General features: G+C 27.3%; 20 protein-coding genes and 1 other annotated feature. Of the genes, 11 read left to right on the top strand and 9 right to left on the bottom strand.

From position 1 onward, the window contains the following. Positions 1–119: 119 nt before the first annotated feature. Entirely contained in the window at positions 120–1,244 is a 1,125-nt protein-coding gene (locus Q3287_RS03715) for a DUF3810 domain-containing protein (RefSeq protein WP_407963546.1), read from the bottom strand. 195 nt (positions 1,245–1,439) lie between these two features. On the opposite strand from Q3287_RS03715, the gene Q3287_RS03710 reads away from it, so the two are divergent. Both Q3287_RS03710 and Q3287_RS03705 read left to right on the top strand, forming a co-directional pair. Then, positions 1,440–1,664 (top strand): hypothetical protein, encoded by a 225-nt coding sequence (locus Q3287_RS03710; protein WP_054270588.1) that lies wholly within the window; start codon positions 1,440–1,442, stop codon positions 1,662–1,664. A 46-nt stretch (positions 1,665–1,710) separates the two neighbouring features. Beyond that, positions 1,711–2,235 (top strand): GNAT family N-acetyltransferase, encoded by a 525-nt coding sequence (locus Q3287_RS03705; RefSeq protein ID WP_054276912.1) that lies wholly within the window; start codon positions 1,711–1,713, stop codon positions 2,233–2,235. 109 nt (positions 2,236–2,344) lie between these two features. On the opposite strand, the gene Q3287_RS03700 is transcribed toward Q3287_RS03705, so the two are convergent. Beyond that, a complete protein-coding gene (locus Q3287_RS03700) occupies positions 2,345–2,491 on the bottom strand; it encodes a hypothetical protein (RefSeq protein WP_167640550.1) in 147 nt (48 codons plus the stop codon). A 138-nt stretch (positions 2,492–2,629) separates the two neighbouring features. Beyond that, a complete protein-coding gene (locus tag Q3287_RS03695; RefSeq protein WP_407963545.1) occupies positions 2,630–3,556 on the bottom strand; it encodes an AEC family transporter in 927 nt (308 codons plus the stop codon). Positions 3,557–3,747: 191 nt separating this feature from the next. Here Q3287_RS03695 and Q3287_RS03690 point away from each other — a divergent pair, with 191 nt between their 5' ends. After that, positions 3,748–5,619 carry a tetratricopeptide repeat protein gene (locus Q3287_RS03690; protein WP_407963544.1) on the top strand — a complete coding sequence of 624 codons (1,872 nt, stop codon included), beginning with the start codon at positions 3,748–3,750 and terminating at the stop codon, positions 5,617–5,619. Between the two features lie 91 nt (positions 5,620–5,710). On the opposite strand, the gene Q3287_RS03685 is transcribed toward Q3287_RS03690, so the two are convergent. Next, complete coding sequence (locus Q3287_RS03685; RefSeq protein WP_021384983.1) at positions 5,711–6,646, bottom strand: magnesium transporter CorA family protein; 936 nt, start codon at positions 6,644–6,646, stop codon at positions 5,711–5,713. 519 nt (positions 6,647–7,165) lie between these two features. On the opposite strand from Q3287_RS03685, the gene Q3287_RS03680 reads away from it, so the two are divergent. Continuing rightward, entirely contained in the window at positions 7,166–7,678 is a 513-nt protein-coding gene (locus Q3287_RS03680; protein WP_054270585.1) for a flavin reductase family protein, read from the top strand. Positions 7,679–7,843: 165 nt separating this feature from the next. Here Q3287_RS03680 and Q3287_RS03675 read toward each other — a convergent pair whose 3' ends face one another. The 3 genes from Q3287_RS03675 to thrC form a co-directional block, all read right to left on the bottom strand. Continuing rightward, positions 7,844–8,902, bottom strand: a complete 1,059-nt coding sequence (locus Q3287_RS03675) for a nitronate monooxygenase family protein (RefSeq protein WP_079740360.1) — start codon at positions 8,900–8,902, stop codon at positions 7,844–7,846. Between the two features lie 126 nt (positions 8,903–9,028). Further along, entirely contained in the window at positions 9,029–9,922 is an 894-nt protein-coding gene (thrB, locus tag Q3287_RS03670) for a homoserine kinase (RefSeq protein WP_054276908.1), read from the bottom strand. A 9-nt stretch (positions 9,923–9,931) separates the two neighbouring features. Beyond that, a complete protein-coding gene (thrC, locus tag Q3287_RS03665) occupies positions 9,932–11,413 on the bottom strand; it encodes a threonine synthase (protein ID WP_079740359.1) in 1,482 nt (493 codons plus the stop codon). A 106-nt stretch (positions 11,414–11,519) separates the two neighbouring features. Next, positions 11,520–11,751 (bottom strand) — a binding site (T-box leader). 856 nt (positions 11,752–12,607) lie between these two features. On the opposite strand from thrC, the gene trxB reads away from it, so the two are divergent. Further along, the gene (gene trxB, locus Q3287_RS03660) at positions 12,608–13,516 is read left to right on the top strand and encodes a thioredoxin-disulfide reductase (RefSeq protein ID WP_407963543.1); all 909 of its coding nucleotides are present in this window, start codon (positions 12,608–12,610) and stop codon (positions 13,514–13,516) included. An 87-nt stretch (positions 13,517–13,603) separates the two neighbouring features. On the opposite strand, the gene typA is transcribed toward trxB, so the two are convergent. Continuing rightward, on the bottom strand, positions 13,604–15,427 hold the full coding sequence (typA, locus tag Q3287_RS03655; RefSeq protein ID WP_054270580.1) for a translational GTPase TypA: 1,824 nt from the start codon (positions 15,425–15,427) through the stop codon (positions 13,604–13,606). Between the two features lie 210 nt (positions 15,428–15,637). Between typA and Q3287_RS03650 the strand changes: the two genes are divergently transcribed. From Q3287_RS03650 to Q3287_RS03625, 6 genes are all read left to right on the top strand, one after another. Beyond that, a complete protein-coding gene (locus Q3287_RS03650; RefSeq protein WP_021384973.1) occupies positions 15,638–15,880 on the top strand; it encodes a hypothetical protein in 243 nt (80 codons plus the stop codon). A 145-nt stretch (positions 15,881–16,025) separates the two neighbouring features. Beyond that, on the top strand, positions 16,026–16,217 hold the full coding sequence (locus Q3287_RS03645) for a hypothetical protein (protein ID WP_003424459.1): 192 nt from the start codon (positions 16,026–16,028) through the stop codon (positions 16,215–16,217). A gap of 299 nt (positions 16,218–16,516) precedes the next feature. Continuing rightward, positions 16,517–19,015: a heavy metal translocating P-type ATPase gene (locus tag Q3287_RS03640; RefSeq protein WP_054276904.1), complete on the top strand. Its 2,499-nt coding sequence runs from the start codon at positions 16,517–16,519 to the stop codon at positions 19,013–19,015. A 159-nt stretch (positions 19,016–19,174) separates the two neighbouring features. Next, on the top strand, positions 19,175–19,843 hold the full coding sequence (locus tag Q3287_RS03635; protein ID WP_003424455.1) for a response regulator transcription factor: 669 nt from the start codon (positions 19,175–19,177) through the stop codon (positions 19,841–19,843). Continuing rightward, positions 19,827–21,104, top strand: a complete 1,278-nt coding sequence (locus tag Q3287_RS03630) for a cell wall metabolism sensor histidine kinase WalK (protein WP_054270578.1) — start codon at positions 19,827–19,829, stop codon at positions 21,102–21,104. The genes Q3287_RS03635 and Q3287_RS03630 overlap by 17 nt, the downstream gene beginning before the upstream one ends. A 409-nt stretch (positions 21,105–21,513) precedes the next feature. Beyond that, entirely contained in the window at positions 21,514–21,735 is a 222-nt protein-coding gene (locus tag Q3287_RS03625; RefSeq protein ID WP_054270577.1) for a hypothetical protein, read from the top strand. A 212-nt stretch (positions 21,736–21,947) separates the two neighbouring features. Here Q3287_RS03625 and Q3287_RS03620 read toward each other — a convergent pair whose 3' ends face one another. After that, positions 21,948–22,712, bottom strand: a complete 765-nt coding sequence (locus tag Q3287_RS03620; RefSeq protein WP_054270576.1) for a DeoR/GlpR family DNA-binding transcription regulator — start codon at positions 22,710–22,712, stop codon at positions 21,948–21,950. Between the last annotated feature and the right edge of the window lie 57 nt (positions 22,713–22,769).

Genomic DNA, 22,769 nt, shown 5'->3' with positions numbered 1-22,769 from the left:
CTAGCCATTTTTACTTTGAGAAACTTTAATAGATATAAAGAAATATATATTCTGATTTAAATGAAAAACAGCTAATTTAACAGCTGTTATCTTGTTAAGAGCGTTTTTAATTGTCTTGTTTAATTGTATGAATATAATTCATAATAAGTTAGCAATAAATCGACCATTTTACCATAGCTCTGAGTACCTTCAGCAACACCATTAGCTTTTAAATAAGAATTGTTGAACTCATTAGAAATTTCATCAATTTTACCTTCATATTTTTGCCAAAACTCACTTTCATTTTTTAAATCTCTAAGGACTGAGTCTGAAATACCTTTAGATATGTCAACATAGGCATTATAATCAATCCTACTTAAGGCAGAAGCAGTATAATTTAAAGCTAAAATATAACCAGAATAGTTAAAATCAATATTAGGATGTTTTATACATGTAAGATATGCTATAAAATTAGCCTCATCTTCACTAGCAAATCCTCTTTGATGTGCCATTTCATGTTCGACTGTACAAGGAATATACAAGTCAGGTATTGCTACATTTACATTTGCCTCACCTGTAAATGGAAAATATATACCTGTTATTCCTGTATAGCACATAATATTCGATGAAATAACATACTTAGCTTTAGAATAACTTCCACTAACGCTAGGTAATATATCTAGAACATTATCATATCCTAGTTGAGCTCTATTTATCACACCTTTATAATCTGTATTAGATTTTATAACTCCATTCTTATCTTGTAATGTGAGTTTTCTAGTTTCATTTGACTTAGTTACAAGAAATTTATATAATTTAATAAGTTCTTTAGCACTATGTTGCTTTGGTTGAATAGAGCTCTTATTTTCTAAATTATATTGATTTATAAGGGTAGTTTCAAGTGAAATCCTATTATAGTTTATCCCCCAAAGCACTATAAAAAGAAAGTACACTATTGATACAATAGATAATATATTTAAAATAGCATTCTTTAAAAATATTTTAAAATTTTTTTTCTTATTGAAAATCGTAAATATAGTAGAGCATAAAAATAAAATGATAGATATAACAATTATGTACATTGTTATTTCATATAGAGAAAATGGGAAAATTCCTGAAATCTTACTCAATATTTGTACAATTGTTTTATCTATTGCTTGAGAGTAATATTTTTCAACAATGTGTGGAATTTTACTTGCTATAAAATTTAAAAGTAAAGCAATAGGAAAAAGAATTAAAGAAAAATATTTTGCTTTTTTGTTCATATTTCACCTCACAGACTCTAGTTTATATAAACATATTATATATCAATTGGAGATATGTTGTAAAATAAGTATATATATGTATTTATAACTTTATACTAAATCAATGATAAGTTATAATATATTAATATGAATAAACAATATGTATACAACTAATAATAATAAAAAATATTAACTATATAAGGAGTAGATAAAAATATGGTAATAAAACTTACTAAAGATAACTTCAATTTTAGATTCAAGCAATATGAAGGCATGTTTTTTCATGCAGAATTAATTGAAGGAAAAGAGTCAATTAGATATAAAATAACTAAAGATAAAGAAGGTGTAGAGTTAAAAGAATTTGGAAGTACACATATAAAAGATAATATGATATATGTGCCTCAAATAGAAGCATACATAGATTTAAATAGTATAAAATAAGGATTATAAAATTTAAATAAAATTTTTTTAGTAGGGGGAATTTAATATGAGTAATCCTATAGATATAATAATAAGACCTATAAGGAGTGAAGATGCACAAGCTGTTAATGAAATGAGAAGGACATATGGTGTTATGAGAAATACTTTGGCTCTAATGAGTGATAGAGTAGATAAAACTATAACTATGTTGAATTCTTTAGGAGAAAATGATTACATGTTTGTTGCTGAGATTGATAACAATGGAGAAAAAACTGTAATAGGTTTTGCTGGTTTACATGTAAATTCCTCTCCAAGATTAAGACATAGTGCAGAACTAGGAATAACTGTGGATGAGAATTATCATAGAAGAGGAGTAGGAAAAAAACTAATAGAGCAGCTTTTAGATATAGCAGATAATTGGATTATGTTAGCTAGAGTAGGATTAGAAGTAATTGTGGATAATGAAAAGGGATTAAATTTATATAAAAAGTTAGGTTTTGAAGTAGAGGGTATTAAAAGATATGCTGTAATTAGAGATGGAAAATTTGAAGATACCTATGTTATGGGAAGATATAATAAAAATTTGATTTAAAGAGTCTGATAGGAATAGAGAAGTAGAATAAATTGTCTTTAATATAAATTTTCATTAAAGATAATTTATTCTACTTCTCTATTATATTAAAAAACTTATTTTTAAATGTTTACAAAAACATTCTATATACAAATAAAATTATTAGCAATATCAAAGCTATTTTAAAAGCTAGACTAGCAACAGTCTTTATAATTTTTACAGAAACACCTATAGCAACTATAGCAAATACTATTTTAAAGAGTAAATCTAAATCCATATTTAAGCCTCCTATTCTATAATACATATAGATATTATTGACAAATATCTAGGAAAAAATTCCATCAATATGCTACAATAAAATGTTTATATTTGTAATTTATTGAATATGTTATTATATAATACATAAAAGAATAAATCAAGATAACAATAAAATACTTATAAAAGGTATAGATATAACTGAAAATAGTGTTGTAAAAAACACACATTGTGAAGCTAATGTTATATTGGAATCATATTGATTAGCCATTATAGCAGTATTTGCAGCGGCAGGCATTGAAGAAATTACTACTGGTATAGCTAAAATCATCTTATCATCTATCCATCCCTTTAGAATAAAATATACAATCACAGGAAGTACTAATAATCTTATAAAAGTGACTAGATATAATTTTTTATTGATAAAACAATCTAGAGCTGAAGAATTAGCAAGTAAACTTCCAATGATAATCATTGATATTGGTGTAGTGATGTTTCCTAACATCTTAAGTGGGTCATTTATAAATTGAGGTAATCTAAGTCCTGTTACAAATAAAAAAAGTCCAATAACCACAGCTATTGTAGCAGGGCTTATAAGTGATTTCATTGAAAAACTTTTGTTTGTACTACCTTTAGATATAAGGTAAATTCCTAAAGTAAAAGAAAACAAGTTAAATGGTAGATTGAATATAGCAGTATAGAATATCGCTTCATGGCCTAGAACAGCTTCAATTACAGGATAGCCCATAAAAGCAACATTTGAAAAAACAACTATATACTGATATATTCCCAAATCTTTTTTATTGTCGCATTTCAAAATGTATTTTAATAAAAATGCAATTATAATTGAGACCATATACATAATCAGAGATGTAAATAATAACAATAGTATTTTTTGTATCATTTTATTATCAAAGTTAATTTGCATGGAGCTAATTATCATTGATGGCAAAAAAACCGTCATTGTCAAGTTTGAAAGTTTAGATGTGCAGTGGTCATCTAATAAATTGAATTTTCTGACAAAATATCCAACTAAAATAATTATAAATAAAACTGCCACTTGAATAAAAATATTGCTGAAGTTCATAAAATGTCCCCTCCCTATATATACATTATATACCAATTATATAATAAAATCTAATGATTATAAAATTTAAAATCTAATGTTACAATATAGTGACAAAAGGTAAAAATTCAATATTATAGCATTAATTATGGATTATAATGTATAATAATGTTTGAGAGATTATATTTTATAAAATGGGTAGGTAGCTAATAATGAAAAATACAAAATTTTCTATAAAAAAAATAAAAAATATATCTAGTGACCCGAAAGTGATACATACTAAAGGGGCTCTTCTTGAAAAGATGGGTAAGACAGAAAGTGCAATAGAATTATATAAGAGTGCAGCATTAGATAATTATGTAAAGTCTCAATATACTTTGGGAAATATATATGAAAGTAAAAAACAATTTAAAGAAGCCGAAAAATGGTACTCAATGGCATATAAAAATGGAAGTGAGGATGCCGCTTTTGATTTAGGTAATATGTATTATAGATTGGATGGTTATGAGTATGCCATATATTGGTATGAAAAGATAGCAACTTTAGGGTATTTACCAGCACAAAATAATTTGGGTGTATGCCATTTTAAAATGAAGGATTTTATAAGAAGTGAAAAATGGTTAAAAGTAGCAGCAGACAATAACTTAGGGAAAGCTTGTTTTAATCTAGGAGTATTATATACTTTTTTGGATAAGGATGATGAAGCATATGAGTATTATAAAAAAGGCTCTGTACTTTTAGATGATGATGCAAAATATAATTTAGCAATATTAAATGGAAAAAAGAAAGATAACAAATCGACAGTGAGTCTATATAAACAATTGTATAAATCAGGTCATATGAAAGGTTGTTTTAACTTAGGTATGATTATGGAAATAAATGATAATTTAGAAGAAGCAGAAAGGTACTATAAAAAAAGTGCAGATAGAGAAGATGTAAAATCTGAATACAGACTTGCATATGTATACGATAGAAAAGAAGAACTAGGAGATGCAATTTATTATTATGAGAAAGCAATAGAAAAAAATCATACACTTTCTAAATATAGACTTGCTAATTTATATAATAGGGAAAATGATATAGAAAAAGCAAAAATTTATTACAAAATGGCTGCAGAAGATGATATAACAGAGGCAAAAAATAATCTAGCAGGTATATATTTTGAAGAAAAAGATTATGAAAATGCTATTAAATATTATGAAGATGCTATAGCTGTTGGATGTAAAAGCTCACTTGAGAATCTTGGAGATTTATATTATCAAAATCAAGATATAGAAAAAGCAATTTCGTACTATTCAAGGATTCCTAATAATGCATCTTGTCAAATCAAATTAGGAAATATCTATGAGGATTTAAATAATATCGAAGAAGCTATAATTTGGTATAAGAAAGCATCTGAAAATGGAGATACTAGGTCTAGTTATAGATTGGGATGTATATATGAAAATCTAGGAAATACAAAAAATGCTAGAAAATATTTTGAGATGGCAAGTAGTAAAAGTCATATGAATGCTCGTATACACTTAGGTAGAATTTACTTTAGAGAAGGAAAATTAGAAGAAGCTAAGATGATGTTTGATACACCTGCTAATGAAAATAATGTGTATGCTCAACATATGGTAGGATTAATTTATGATATGTTCTATAAAGACTATGTAAATTCTAAGTTTTGGTATGAAAAGTCTAGAGCACAAGGTTGTGTTGAATCAATCTATAATTTAGGACAAATTTATTTGAAATTAAATGATGATGTAGAAGCTGAGAAATATTATAAAGAAGGTATTAAATATGGAAGTAAGAAGTGTGAGTATATGCTTGCAGGCCTTTATTACAAAAAAAGTTTAGATATGTATACTTCTTTAGCTAATGAAGTATATGATAATTGTGAAGAGATAGTAGAAAATTTCCCTAATTTAAATATAAACTTTGATGAAGTATTAATTCCTCCATTTAAACTACAAGAGGAAGTAATTGACGAAGAAGAGTATGTGCCAATTTATATATTAAATATAAAAGAGAGTTTAGATTCTATGTTAGAAGGTCTTGAAACTGAAATGATTATAGATGAAGAACACGATAACTAAAAAACGTTATAAGAGTCTATAAATTTAAATATATAAAAGCCATTAGAATAAATGAAATCAATTAATTCTAATGGCTTTTTTAATAAATATTTTATAATAGCTTATTTCTTGACATGAAAAATGTAATCACTATACATATTATAGAGGTAATAAGCAGAATTATCCAAAATCCATTTGGATTATTGGAAAATGGCATATTGATAACATTCATACCAAAGAATCCTGATATTATTGTAGGTATTGAGAAAATTAGTGTAACTACTGTTAAAATTTGCATAACATTATTTTGATTATTACTTATAATTGCACTGAAAGCATCCATAATTCTACTCAATATATCTCCATATATTTTAGCCATATCAAGAGCCTGTCTATTTTCGACTATAACATCTTCTAATAGGTCTTCATCGTCTGGGTATTTCTTTATACCAGCAGTTCTAACCATTTTGTTTAAAACCAGTTCATTAGATTTTAATGAAGTAGAGAAGTATACCAAAGACTTTTCTAATTCCAATAATTGAACTAATTCTCTATTTTTCATTGATTTGTAAATTTCTCGCTCTATTATGATTGTCATCTTATTTATTTTTCTTAAGTAGTGCAAATAATAAGCTGCATTTTTATGAAGAATTTGAAGTAAAAAGCGAGTTTTTTTAAATGTAAAAAAATCTTTAATATGACCAACTATAAAGTCGTTTAAAATCTTAGTCTGTGCATTACAAACGGTTATAATAGCTTCTTTAGTTATTATAATACCTAGGGGTATTGTAGTATAATGAGAAGAATTAGAGTCACTTTCGTCTACTGGTATATCTATAAGTATAAGAGTATGATTGTCTTCAACATCTATTCTTGAGCGTTCTTCTTCATCTAGTGCAGATTCTATGTTTTCTACATCTATATTCAATAAATTAGAAATTTCGTTGATTTCGCTATGATTAGGTTCAACAAGATTTATCCAACAGCCATCTTCAAAAAAACTAAGTTTCTCTAATTTTGAATCTATAGTTTTGTAATATCTTATCATGGCAACACATCCTTTATTCAGTTTTATATAAATCTCATCATTTAATAGTATCTATTAATTAGCTAATTTATATAACTGAATATATGTATTAGTTTTGATTTTAGATATTATTAAGTGATGAGATTGTAAAAAATTCTCTCCGCAACGGACTAGTATCCATTGCCCATCACTCTCCTTATTTATTATTTTATATACCTATATACTAAATTCGTATTTTAAGCACTCTTTAATATAATACCTTTTCCAGGTATATAAATCAAGTTTTGATTTGATTAAATAATATTTTTACCACAATTTACATGTTAAATACAACAGTTATATTTAACTTAAATAAAGAATATATATATTCTGAGTGAAAATATTAAATATATTAAAAAAATAAGTGTGTGTTTATATATTTACTTATTTACAATAATATATTTAAAATAAGGTATTTTATTTTCAAAAGTAAATTTTATTTATAATTTGTAACGAAAATAAGAGTACCATAAATATAAGAGAATGAGAGGTTATTGAGATATGAGTGAATTTAAAGAAATTGTAGCAGAAGATATTAAAAATAATCCATTTGGATTGATAGGGAAAGACTGGACACTTATAACAGCAGAAAAAGAAGGCAAAGTAAATACCATGACTGCTAGTTGGGGAGGTCTTGGAGTTATGTGGGGAAAAGATGTTGCCTTTGTAGTAATAAGACCACAACGTTATACTAAGGAGTTTATAGATAATACAGATAAATTTTCTCTTACTTTTTTTGATGAAGATTTCCGTAAAGAGCTTTCATATTGTGGTAAAGTATCTGGTAGAGAAGAGGATAAGATATCACAAATTGGATTTAATATAGAACACTTAAATGAGACACCTTATTTTAAAGAAGCAAAGATGGCTATTATATGTAAAAAGATGTATAGTCAGAAAATAGAGCCTCAATGTTTTATTGCTGAAGGTATAGATGGAAGATGGTATCCACAAAAGGATTACCACACTTTATATATAGCTGAAATAACTAATGTTCTTGTAAAAGAAGATTAAATATAAGACTACTATTACATTGAGTTGAATAGTAGATTTACAAAAAATATATTGATATATAAAAACATATAAAAAAGCTAAGGAAGTAAATATGTTAACAAAGATTAATCGATAACATATATAAACTCCTTAGCTTTATAAAATTTCAAATTATAACTCTTTAAATTACAACTCAGAAATCAATTCATTGATAACATCTTCAACACTACTTAACTTGTCAATCTTATATGCATCATTTCCACAAAATAAAAGTGAATTTTCAACATCTCCTTTAACTGCATTGATTAAAGCTTGAGAAATACAGTAAGGAGTTTCTTTTGGATTGCAAGGAATCAAGCAATTGTAACATTTTGTTATTTCTGGACGAGTTATTTTAACTTCTTCTATAAATTTATTTCTTATAGCACGTCCAGGAAGACCTACAGGGCTTTTAACTATATGAACATCGTCTTCACTAGCATTTATGTATGCCATTTTAAAGTTCTCATGTGCATCACATTCATAAGTAGCAACAAATCTTGTACCAACTTGTACACCACTTGCTCCCATGTCTATATATTTTTTAACATCGCTACTTGATGTTATACCACCAGCAGCAACAACTGGAATGTTTCTGCCAAATTTTTCTCCATAAGTATTTGCAACCTTTAAGATTTCAACAAATTCCTTATCATAGTCTATAGAATCTATGTTATCAAGTTCCTCATTAGAGTATCCAAGGTGACCACCAGCTTTTGGACCTTCAACAACTATTAAGTCAGCCGTAGTTTTTTCTTTTCTATCCCACATCTTCAAAATTACATTAGCAGCTTTTGCAGTTGAAACGATAGGAGCTATTTTTACATTACTTCCTTTTACCAATGATGGTAACTTATTAGGTAATCCAGCTCCAGATATTATAAGGTCTACACCAGCTTTAACAGCTTCCTTTACATATGTTTCATATTCTTTCATAGCTACCATGAAATTAATACCAATAATACCGCCATTTGAAATTTCTTTAGCTCTAGAAATATGTTTTTTTATAGCTCTTAAATTTGCATTTATAGTGTTAGTTTCAAAATCTTCCTCATCATATCCAATTTGAACCCCAGAAATTACACCAACACCACCAAGCTTAGCAACTGCACCAGCCAATGATGATCTAGATATACCAACGCCCATTCCACCTTGAATTATAGGAACTTTTGCAACTAAATCTCTAATTATTAACTCTTTTATGATAATCCCTCCTCAATGTAAACATGTTTAAAGAACTAGATTATAATACTTAATATTATTACCTAGTCCTAATTATTATACTACAAATTATAATAAAAGAGTAGTTATATTTTATAGATGAGATGATAATTATATAATATTTAAAACAGCTCCATTAGAATCACAACATAACTCTTTTATTTGCCAATCAGATTTTAATTTTGATAGGTAGTCTTTCATATTATCTACAAAATTATCATCATTTTCTTTTATTAAAGACATTATAGTAGGCCCAGCTCCACTTAAAAAGACTCCAATACTATTTAATTGCTCAGATTTTTCAACAATATCACTGTAGTTTTCAATTAGAGTTCCTCTATAATCTTGATGTAATTTATCCTGACAAGCCACTTTAAGAAGGTCAAAGTTTTTGTTTAGTAGAGCTGATACAAGTAATGCAACCCTACTGACATTAAATACACCATCAGAATAAGGTATTTCTTTTGGTAAAACACCTCTAGCTTTTTCAGTTGATAACTTAAAATTAGGTATCATTGCACAAAATTTAAGTTCGTTAGGAATTTCTATAATATCGTAGTGTATGTTATCATTATCAGTCACAGAGACAATCATATTTCCTAAAATAGCAGGGGCAACATTATCTGGATGCCCTTCTATTTCTGATGCTATATTTAACAACTGGCATTTATCCAAATTAGCATTTGATAGAGCATTTGCAGCTATAACACCAGCTACTATGCAAGATGCACTACTACCAAGACCTCTACATATAGGGACTTCACTTTGAATTTTTATTTTGATGCCAGTAGGTATTTTGTCTGGCTTAACTCTATCAAAAAAGTACTTCATAGATGTATAAACCAAATTATTTTCGTTTTTATAGGCATCTTCACAGCCTTCTATTTCAAGACCATTTTCAATTTCTTCAATATAAAATTTATTATATATATTTAATGCAATTCCAAGACAATCAAACCCTGGACCTATATTAGCACTTGTTGCAGGTACTATAATCTCTAACATAACAATCACCTATACTTTCAAAAATTTTTTTATAGCTAGTTTTAATTCATCTTTTTCACAAATATCTTTATGTAGTATTTCTGCATCCTTAAGATTTTTAATAGGTTTTGGTATATCTATTTTAGAAATACTTGATAATCTATCAATTATAGCAAAGTCATCAAGGTTCTCAAAATCACAATCTATAGATTTTAGAACATCCTCAGAAAACTTGAATGGACTTGCAGTACTTACAATAACAGTTTTTGTGTTATCAGAAGTTTCTTTTTTGTACTTTTCATAACAATTGTATGCAACAGCAGTATGAGTATCTATCAAATAGCTATAATTTTTAAATACATTATTTATTGTTTCTTTAACTTCTTTTTCATTTGAATATTCTCCATAAAATGAAGATAAATTTTTTTCCATATCTTCATTTATTTTGTAGACTCCATTATCATTAAGGTCAGATAATAGTTTATTCACGATAGCAGTGTTTCTATTTGATATCTCAAACAACAATCTTTCTAAGTTACTAGATATTAATATATCCATAGAAGGAGAAGACGTTAATTTTAATGTTCTATTTTTATCATAAATACCAGTTTTAAAGAAATCATAAAGAACATTATTATCGTTTGATGCACATATCAATTTGTTTATTGGAAGTCCCATTTGTTTAGCATAATATCCAGCTAAAATATTACCAAAATTACCAGTTGGTACAACAAAATTTATTTTATCATTTAACTTTATCTCACCCTTATCAACTAATTTCATATATGAATAAAAATAATATGCAACTTGTGGAAGAAGTCTTCCTATATTAATTGAATTAGCAGAAGATAGTATATAATTATTATCTAATAATTTTTGATTAAATTCTTTATCAGAGAAAATTTTCTTTACACCAGATTGTGCATCGTCAAAATTTCCTTTTATACCAACTACATACGTATTTTTTCCTGTCTGAGTCTTCATTTGAAGCTTTTGTACTGCACTTACACCATCTTCTGGGAAGAATACAATTATCTTTATTTTATCAATATCTTTAAATCCCTCAAGAGCAGCCTTTCCTGTATCTCCAGATGTAGCAGTAAGAATCACGACATCTTTCTCTAAATTATCTTTCTTAATAGATGTTTTAAGAAGATGAGGCATTATAGTAAGTGCCATATCTTTAAATGCTAAAGTTGGTCCATGATATAATTCCAAGAAATAAGTATCATTTATTTTATTTAATGGAGCTATACTAGTGCAATCAAACTTTTCGTCATATGCATTTTCTATACAGTCTTTAATCTCATCTTCAGTAAAATCACATAAAAATTTACTAAGCACAAAGAATGCTATCTGAGAATACGTTAAATTCATTAAATCTATAAGTTCATTTTCGACATTTGGAAATTTACTTGGGACATAAAGACCACCATCATTTGATATTCCCTTTATTATTGCTTGTGATGCAGTTACTTTTTCTTCGGTGCCTCTTGTACTTGAATAATACATTTCTATAATCCTCCATATATTTTAGATTTTTAATTAGCTAATTAAGTTAAGTACAGAATATTTTAAAAACTGAATTTAGGTAATAAAAAAAGACCCTCATCCCTAAAAAAGGGACGAGAATCTGTTTCCCGCGGTTCCACCCAAATTGATTTAAAAAAATCCACTTGATACTTTAACGTAAGTAATAAAAACGTCTATTCCTACTAAAATCATTAAGATAACTTCAGATAGAAGCTCATAGGTAGTTTTCAATCTTTCTAATTAGGGAAACATTTCAGCTAATAGTTTCCTTCTCTGGTAACCGATTCAGATTTACTCTTCCTAATCAAAGCCTTTCAATATTCTTAATATTATTAATTATTCTAGATTATAAAACAGACAAAGTCAAGTATTAATATAAAAATTTGGGAAAAATATTTTTTAAATTGTAAAAAAATTGTAATCAAATTGGGTCATAGAAAAATATTTTTTTAACTGTTTTTAAACTCTTAGGATTTTGTGTTTTCATAGGAATGAAGCTGTTTTTAATATAACTAATCAAGAGGGAACAGTTACATCTCTGTAATATTACAGTTTTATACTACACTATATTACAAAAAAAGTTTACAAAACTTTAATTTGAAAAATGTAATTATATGGTATATGATATAAATATAAGTAAATAATGTTAATATTTAAACTATTAATAACAATTGACTTAATAAAAGTATATAATTAGGAATATTTAATTTGAAGAAATTGTTAATATAAAATTACAGCTATATTCAAATTAAATTCACAAGTATTTCACATAATAATAGTATACTGTAAACAAAAGGAGGTATTAAATATGGGAATAGTACTTATAACAGCAGCATTAGTTTTGGTTATGTATGGACTTTCAATTCTATCATATATATCAGAAAACAATATATTAGAAGACACTGTAAATGATAACCAATAAGGTTTTAAATTATATAAATGAGTAGGAACTGTAAATAAAAGTAACTTTTATTTGCAGTTTTTTTACATATATGTAAAATAAAGTTAACTAATAAAAAACAATCCTTATATCGAAATAAAGGTTTATTAAACTTTTTATACATTAATAAAAAATAATGTTTTGTTTATAGTATATATGGATAATAATAGTAAAGTATAAGAATAATGAGAATAATATATAAGAAATAATAATATAAAGAGAGGTAAAATGTTATGGTAGATATTATTGTAATTGGTGCTGGACCAGCAGGTTTAACTTCAGCAATTTATGCTATGAGAGCAGGATTAAGTGTCACAGTATTTGAAAAAAGTATTTATGGAGGTCAAGTTGCAAGTACATCTGAAGTAGAAAATTATCCAGCAGTTCAAAAGATTTCTGGGGTAGAATTTTCTAATAATATATATAATCAAGCTATCGCTCAAGGTGTTGATATTCAGTTTGATGAGGTTGAAGAGATAAATCTTGAAGGAAAGATAAAGGTTGTAAAGACATCTTCAGGTGAGCATAAAGCAAAGGCTGTTATTCTTGCAAATGGAGTTGAAAGACGTAAATTAGGTTGTGAGGGAGAAGAAAAATTTACAGGTAGAGGAGTATCTTATTGTGCTACATGCGATGGAGCATTTTTTAAAGATAAAGAAGTAGCCATAGTAGGTGGAGGAAATACTGCTTTAGAAGATGCTTTATTTTTGGCTAACAACTGTACAAAGGTGTACTTAATTCATAGAAGAGACAGTTTTAGAGGTGAAGAAGTATTAGAAAAATCTGTAAAGTCAAGAAAGAATATTGAGATACTTTATAATCATGGTGTAGAAAAAATAGAAGGTGAAAAGACTGTATCAAAGATAGAAGTAAAGAATTTAAAGACTGAAGAGAAAAGAACAATAGATGTTAGTGGTATTTTTATTGCTATAGGTCTTAAACCTAATAATAAAATGTTTGAAAATGTTCTTGACTTGGATGAAGGCGGATATATAATTTCAGATGAATCTTGTACAACATCAGTAGAAGGTGTATATGTAGCAGGAGATAGTAGAACTAAATTTTTACGCCAGATAATAACAGCAGCGTCAGATGGAGCAATTGCGGCCGTTCAAGCTGCTAATTATATAAATATTGAATAATATAAATTTTAAATAAAAATAGCCATATATACTGAAAGATATCTTTTAGTATGTATGGCTATTTTATTAACTAGAGATAAATATATATTATTTACCTTGTCTAGATTTATTATATCTTAATCTATCATGTTCATTTAAGAATCTTTTTCTAAGTCTTATAGAATCGGGTGTGATTTCAACTAATTCGTCATCTTCTATAAATTCTAGAGCTTCTTCAAGAGTAAATATTCTAGGTGGAGATAGTTTTATAGCATCATCTGAACCAGAAGCACGTACGTTACTCATTTTTTTATTTTTACAAGGATTGACTACCATGTCGTCTTTTCTAGAATTCATACCGATTATCATACCTTCATAAACTTCTACACCAGGGTCTACGAACATTACAGCTCTATCACTTAAAGCATTAAGAGAATAACCCATAGTAACACCAGGTCCTTGTGCTATTAAAACACCATTTCCTCTTGAAGGTATCTCTCCTTTGAATTCTTCAAACTTTTCAAATGAACGAACTAGAGTACCTTCTCCACGAGTAGCATTTATAAATTCACTTCTATATCCTAAAAGACCACGAGTAGGTGCTAAGAATTCTATTTTTACATAGTCTCCTTCTATTGACATAGATTCCATCATACCTTTTCTTAAGTTCAATTCGTTTATAATAGTACCAGAATAAACTTCAGGACAGTTTACAACAACTCTTTCTACTGGTTCCATTAATTTTCCATCTTCTTTATGCATTAAAACTTCAGGTTTAGAAACACCAATTTCATAACCTTCACGTCTCATATTTTCAAGTAGTATAGATAAGTGAAGTTCTCCACGTCCAGAAACTTTATATCCATCAGTAGTTTCAAGAGGTTCAACTTTAAGCCCAACATTCACTTCAAGTTCTTTTTCAAGTCTATCTTTTAAATGTCTAGTTGTAACAAACTTTCCACTTTTTCCAACAAATGGAGAGTCGTTTACTAAGAAGTTCATTGAAAGAGTAGGTTCTTCTATTCTTATCATTTCCATAGGTAGTGGATTATCTAAATCACATAGAGTTTCTCCTATAGATATATCTGGTATACCAGCTATAACAACTATTTCTCCACTAGTAGCTTCATCAACTTCAACTTGTTTTAAACCTTCATACACAGAAAGTTTTGATACTTTTCCTTTAGATACAACAGAATCTTCTCTACATATAGCAACTTGTGTATTGCTTTTAAGAGTACCTTTGTAAATTCTACCTATACCAAGTCTACCTACATAATCATCATATGCAAGGGCTGATATTTGGAACTGTAAAGGTTCATTGTCATAATCAGGATAAGCTTCAACATGATTTACAATAGTTTTAAATAGAGGAGAAAGGTCTTCACTATCATCATCCATTTCAAGTTTAGCTATACCTTGCTTAGCTATACCATATATTATAGGGAATTCACATTGTTCATCTGTTGCATTTAAGTCTACAAATAAATCGAAAACTTCATTAACTACTTCTTCCGCTCTTTGGTCTTTTTTATCAATCTTGTTTATAAATAATATTGGTTTTAAACCGAACTCTAAAGATTTTTGTAAAACGAATCTAGTTTGAGGCATTGGGCCTTCACTAGCATCAACTAATAAAATAACTGTGTCAACAGTTTTCATAACACGCTCAACTTCAGAAGAAAAGTCGCTATGTCCTGGAGTATCAACTATATTTATTTTATAATCTTCATAGTTTATTGCACAGTTTTTTGAATATATAGTTATGCCTCTTTCTTTTTCAAGGTCGTTACTGTCCATAACGCAGTCTTTGACTACTTCGTTCTTTCTAAAAACACCACCTTGAGAAAGGAACGCATCAACCAATGTTGACTTTCCAGCATCAACGTGGGCTATAACTGCGATATTTATAATTTTATGTTTTTGTGACATCTTTGTTGCTCCCTTCGATTAAAATAACTTACTAATTATATCACAATATATTATTAGGTACAAGGAGAAATAGATTAAAATGTATTAATATAGCTCAAATTGAACAAAAATGCTAGTTTTGTATATAAAAATTTATTCTGTTTAAAAAATTTTTTTAGACAAATAATAAATTTATAAATGAAAATATTAATAAAAAGCAAAGGATGATATATGTTGGAAGTAACAAAAATAATAATTAAGTATTTTGCTAGCGAAAGTGATACTTTCTTAAAAGAAGAGATTTGTAATTTTGATGAGCTATTAGAATGGTCTCATAAATTTATTGAAGGTAAAAAGACAGAAGATGTTCTATATATAAAGTCTAAAGAAAACTACAAAGTAAATGTAATTAAATCTTTGGAAATTAAAGAATTGGAAATAATAAGAAAACAACAGATACCACCATACATGTAATAATAATATATAAAATGTCTATATAATGTTGATAATATGATAAAAATGGAATTTATGGAAATAATTTATAACAAAAAAGATTTTTATAAAATTTATATTTGGGTATAAAACTATTAATTAGACATTAATTAGGAGGAACTTAAATATGATAAGAGTATGTCCAAACTGTTCAAATGTGGATGTAAATAAGTTAAAAACTTTAGTTGGAGAAGAAAATGTGAAGACTGGTTGTATAGGTCAATGTAGAGCATTTAAAAAAGAAGCTGTCGGGATAATAGACAATGAGCTTGAAATAAAAGAAACAGAAGCAGAATTTTTCGAAGCATGTAAGGAATAAACTATAAATAGAATATAAATTATAAGAAATAGAGTATATAAATTGTACAAACATTAAACAATTTATATACTCTATTTTTATTTATATATTTAATTAGGAGTATACTTTTTTAGTAAATACAAATAAATATAACTAATAAATCTATTTATAAAAAATTATAAAAAAATATTGATTAAGCATACCTATAGGGGGTATAATAAAAATATAGATTTCTAAATAAATAATTTATCAAGATTACATATCAAAGTGCAAAATTATAAATTGATTGAAAACATGTTAAAAGAAAGGACGGATTTATTATGAGTTCAAATAAAGTAGTAGAAAGTTATAAAATCACAGGTATGACATGTGCAGCCTGTGCAAAGGCAGTAGAAAGAGTAACCAAGAAAATGGATGGAGTATATGACCAGAGTGTAAATATAGCTACTGAAAAACTTAAAATAGAATATGATAATTCTAAAGTTAGTTTTGATGATATAAAACAGGTTGTAGAAAAAGCTGGATATGGAATTGTAAAGGAAGAAAGTAATAAAAAAATTGATATGAAAATTGATGGAATGACATGTGCAGCTTGTGCAAAAGCAGTAGAGAGAGTAGTAAAGAAATTGGATGGAGTAGAGAACATTAGTGTAAATATAGCAACAGATAAAGCTAATATAGATTATAATCCATCAAAGGTAAAATTATCTCAAATAAAAGCAGCTATTGAAAAAGCTGGATATAAGCCAATAGAAGAGGTAAGAGATAAGGTTGATGTAGATGAAGATAAATTAAGAAAAGAAAAAGAAATGAAGTCTTTATTTGTTAAATTTATAGTTGCAATAGTATTTGCAGTTCCATTGTTTTATATAGCAATGGGACCTATGATAATAAAGCCTATAGGGCCATGGCCTTTGCCAGAGATTATAAACCCTATGACGAATACTTTGAATTATGCATTAATTCAGCTGATTTTAGTAATACCAGTAATGATAGCTGGATATAAATTTTATATAAATGGATTTAAAGCACTTTTTTCTTTAAGCCCTAATATGGATTCTTTAGTTGCAATTGGTACATTAGCAGCATTTTTGTATAGTTTATATACAACAATACAAATAGCAAATGGACAAATTCAAGGTATGCACCATCATCAGTTATATTATGAAAGTGCAGGAATAATAATAGCACTTATTTTACTTGGCAAATATTTAGAATCAAAATCAAAAGGAAAAACATCAGAAGCAATTAAAAAACTTATGGGATTACAACCAAAAACTGCAATAGTATTAGTGGATGGTAAAGAAGTAGAGACTCCTATAGAAGAAGTAGGAATTGGAGATATAATATTAGTAAAGCCAGGTACTAAGATACCAGTAGATGGTGTCGTAATAGAGGGATATACATCAGTTGATGAATCTATGCTTACAGGAGAAAGTATACCAGTAGAAAAGAATGTTGGAAGTAAAGTTACAGGAGCTAGTATAAATAAAAATGGAGTTATTAAGTTTAAGGCTGAAAAAATCGGTGGAGACACAGCTCTTGCTCAAATAATAAAATTAGTTGAAGATGCTCAAGGTACAAAGGCACCTATTGCCAAACTTGCAGATACTGTGTCTGGATATTTTGTACCAATAGTAATTGCAATAGCAGTAGTGGCATCATTATTGTGGTTTTTAGTAGGTGGAAAAGATATAATCTTTGTACTTACTATCTTTATATCAGTGCTTGTAATTGCTTGTCCTTGTGCACTAGGATTAGCAACACCAACTGCTATAATGGTTGGGACTGGAAAAGGTGCAGAAAATGGTATATTGATAAAAGGTGGAGAAGCATTAGAATCTGCACATAAAGTAAATACAGTAATATTTGATAAAACAGGAACAATAACAGAAGGAAAACCAAAGGTAACAGATATTGTATTAAATAATGTAGAAGAAGAATATCTTATTAAGATTGCTTCAAGTGCAGAAAAAGGTTCAGAACATCCTCTTGGTGAAGCAATAGTAAGATATGGTGAAGAAGAGAATATAAAATTGGAAAAAGTTGACGATTTTAAAGCTATACCAGGTGCTGGTATACAAGTTATTATCAATAAAGAAAATATATTACTTGGAAATAAAAAACTTATGAATGATAATAATATTCTTCTTGAAGATTTAGAAGAAAAATCTAATGAGTTGGCAAGCCAAGGTAAAACACCTATGTATATAGCTGTAGATGGAAAGTTGGCAGGAATAATTGCAGTAGCAGATGTAGTTAAAGAAAGTAGTAAAAAAGCAATAGAAATCCTTCATGATATGGGAATAAAAGTTGCAATGGTAACTGGAGATAATGTAAAAACTGCAAATGCTATAGCAAGTCAAGTAGGTATAGATATGGTGTTAGCAGAAGTATTACCAGAAGATAAGTCTAAAGAAGTTGAAAAATTGCAAAACCAAGGCAACTTTGTTGCAATGGTAGGAGATGGAATAAATGATGCTCCAGCCCTTGCAAAAGCAAATATAGGTATAGCAATAGGAAGTGGAACTGATGTAGCAATTGAGTCAGCAGATATAGTACTTATGAAGAGTGACTTGATGGATGTTCCAACAGCAATTAAACTTAGCCATGAGACTATAAAAAACATAAAACAAAACCTATTTTGGGCATTTGGATACAATACGATTGGTATACCTGTAGCAGCAGGATTATTGTATATATTTGGAGGACCTCTGTTAAATCCCATGATTGCAGCAGCGGCTATGAGTTTAAGTTCAGTTTCAGTTGTTTCAAATGCACTTAGACTTAAAAATTTCAAACCATATAAAAGAGATTAGATTAAAAAGTTAAATAAAATGTATAAAAAAGAGCTATCTTTAAATTAAAAGAATTAATTTACAAATTAAGATAGCTCTTTTTTCATGTAAAATTCACAACAATGATATAAAATATAAGTAATGTAGGAAATTTTAAATAAAATAGAAAGGATTGATAGAATGAACTCGTCAATACTTGTAATTGAAGATGATTCAAATATACAAGAATTAATATCAGAATTTTTAAGTGCAGAAGGTTATCAAGTTGATACAGCCAATGATGGGTTGGAAGGTATACAAAAGTTTAAGCAAGGAAGTTATGATTTAGTTATATTAGATATAATGATGCCAAATCTAGATGGTTATGGGGTTTGTAAAATGATAAGAAAATCATCAAGTGTTCCAATTATATTTTTGACTGCTTTGAATGATGAAGGGGACCAACTTAAAGGCTTTGACCTAGAATGTGATGACTATATAACAAAGCCATTTTCATTTAATCTTCTTATAAAAAGAGTAGAAGCTATTTTGAGAAGAAGTAACAAAACTATAAATGATAAATTTATAGTTTTTGAAAAATTAAAGCTAGATTTAAACACATATATAGCTGAGATAGATGGAGAACCTATAGAGCTTACACTAAAAGAGTTTAATATATTGAAAGCTCTAATAGAAAAGTATCCACAGGTTATAACTAGAGAAGGTCTTTTAGATAGTATATGGGGTTATGACTATTATGGAGATACTAGGATTGTAGATGCACATATAAAAAATATAAGAAAAAAAATATCATTACCATATATTAAAACTGTAAAAGGGATAGGATATACACTTGAGAAGGATATTTGATAAGTGGGAAAAGTTAAGCATAAAGTATAAGTTATTTTCTATAACGACATCATTATTAATAGCATTAGCTTTAATAATATATCTAATTTTATATTTTTTATTGCCATCATATTATCATGAGTATAAAATTGAGTCTCTTCAAGAAAGTTTAAAGTCTTTAGTAGATAGTTCGATTCATTTTGATACGTATACTCTAGAAGAAAGACTTTATTATATGGCTAAAGACCAAAATCTTGCTATTTTATTAAAAGATAGTCAAGGAAAAATCGTATATGGTAAAAATGAAGTAGTTATTTTAAGATATAGTAAGTACATGATTAATAGCATTGAGGATGAATATAGAACATCTATACCTATATATACTAAAGATGCAAAAGATGGGCCATATACTTTGGAACTCGTTATGCCATTACAGCCAATTGATGAAGCAAACGAAGTTATAAGAAAGTTAATGCCATACATCATATCAATAGCGATATTAATAGCAATTATTGGAGCCTATATATATTCGATTGTAATAACAAAACCTCTGATAAATATAATAGAGAGTGAGAGAGAACAAGAATATAGGAGAAAGGATTTTGTCGCCACAATATCACATGAACTAAAAACTCCAATAACCATAATAAGTGGTCAAATTGAAGGGATGATTTATAGTGTAGGTAAGTATAAAGATAGGGATACTTATCTGAAAAAATCATATGAATGTACACAAGAATTAAAAGATTTAGTAAATGAAATGATAGAAGTTTCAAAATCAGAGATACTTGAAAAAGATTTGAAGCTTGTATCAATAAATATAAGCGAACTTTTAAATAGATTGGTAAAAAGACAAGTATTTTTAATAGAAGAAAAACATATGAAAACTATTTTAAAAATAGAGGAAAATCTAGAAGTAAAAGCAGACCAAGAAAGAATAACTAAGGCAATTAATAATATAATAAATAATGCCATAAAATATTCTCCTGAAGGTTCAGAGCTTATAATTAGACTTTATGATAAAAATAAACGTATAAATAAAAAGACTTCTAATCAAAGGGTAATCTTAGAAATTGAAAATACTGGTGTAACTATAGAGAAACGTTATTTAGAAGAAATATTTAATCCGTTTTATAGAATAGAAAAATCTCGTTCACGAAAAACTGGAGGAAGTGGACTTGGACTTTATATAGTCAGTCAAATTTTTAAAAGTCATGGATTTGATTATAGTATAAAAAATAAAGAAAACTCTGTAGTATTTACAGTCGAATTTAAAAATTGATTTGTTTGAATAAATAATATAGAAGTTTCAATAATAGTTCATTCTAAAATCATAAAAAATTCATACTAAAAATGTATTATATAAATATAAATAAAAAAAGTTTTAAACCATAAAATACACCAAACTATAATGATGAGATTTTATTACATCCTCCATATAAGTCATCATTATAGTAATCCCAACAATTAAGTTATTGTGAATTTAGAAAATAACATCGAGCATATAGTTTATGTTTGATGTTATTTTTATTTTGAAACAAGAAATATTTAATCTATCGAAATTTATATATTTAAGCACTATTAAATTACATTTAATGACTTAAAAATTATAAGTGATATTGCAAATAAATATATGTACTTTGGGAAAAATAAATATAGAAAATATTATATTTACAGAGGAGGTAGTTTTGATGGATAGATTAAAAAGAGACATGAAAAATATGAAAGAAGATATAAAAGACGGTGTTAAAAAGACAGCTTATGTAATGAAGAATACTGCTGAGGATTTAAAAGATGATGCACAAGGTGCTATGGTAAACTTAGAAATGAAAAAAGACGAAATGATGGAAAGATACGAGCAAAAAAAATTTGCTAAAGAAATAGAAAAGCAAATGAAAGATGAAATGAAATAAGATTTATATATAGTGTATAATAGTATTAAATTGTTTGTTAAAGAAATAGACTTTCTAAAAATAACTGTATTAGATTTAGAAAGTCTATTTCAAATTAGTTTTAACCACTAAATTCAATTGTAAAATAATTATTAGAAAATTAGGTTTTTTAAGCTTCTTTATAAAATAATAATTTATATTTATAAGTAAATCTATAAAGTGTGTAATTGAGTTTATAAAACATTTACATTAAATTCGGATAAAGTGTTTACTATATCAGGAGTAGGAGATTTTTCTGTAATTATAGAACTAATATCTTCTAAGTGAGCAAATTTAAAGTTTCCATCAAATTTAAATTTTTTATCTTCCATAACTATAAATACTTTCTTACTTGAATTTATTATAGCTTTTTTTGTAAGCCCATCTTCAATTTCAAAAGTTGTAAGTGAAGAGTTAAATACATCCACACCACAACTACCCATAAAGGTCTTGTCAAATTTATATTTTGATATAAAGTCTATAGTTGGAGTACCAACAAATCCATCAAGACTAAGATTTAATAAACCTCCAGTAGAGATTATATTTAAATTATTTGGTCTTGAAGTAACTACATTTAGTATGTCCAACATATTTGTCACTAGTGTCACCTTTTTATTACTTTCAGCTAGAAGTTTTGCCAGTAAAATATTAATTGTAGAGATGTCTAAAAATATAGTTTCTCTATCTGTAATTAGATTAAATGCTTTCTCTGCTATTATTTTCTTTGTTGGAATGTTGATTTCTTTTCTATCTTTTGTATCTTGGTTTTCTAAGGTTTCTCTGGCTAATACAGCTCCACCATAAATTCTTCGTATTGAAGAGATTTTTTCTATATTTTTTAAGTCTTTTCTTATACAATCTTCTGTAACGTTAAATTTAGAACTGAGTTCTTTTACAGTAACTCTACCTTCTTTTTTTAGGATATTTAATATAGCTTGAATCCTTTCTTCTGCAAACATTTTTTACCTCTTTTCCTAATGTAGTATTATAGTAAATATTATAAGATAAAATACCAT

Origin of the sequence: Clostridioides sp. GD02404, from assembly GCF_045898275.1 — a bacterium.
Taxonomy (GTDB): domain Bacteria; phylum Bacillota; class Clostridia; order Peptostreptococcales; family Peptostreptococcaceae; genus Clostridioides; species Clostridioides difficile_A.
Note: the sequence above shows the minus strand (reverse complement) of the source record. Positions and strands in the feature narration are given on the sequence as shown.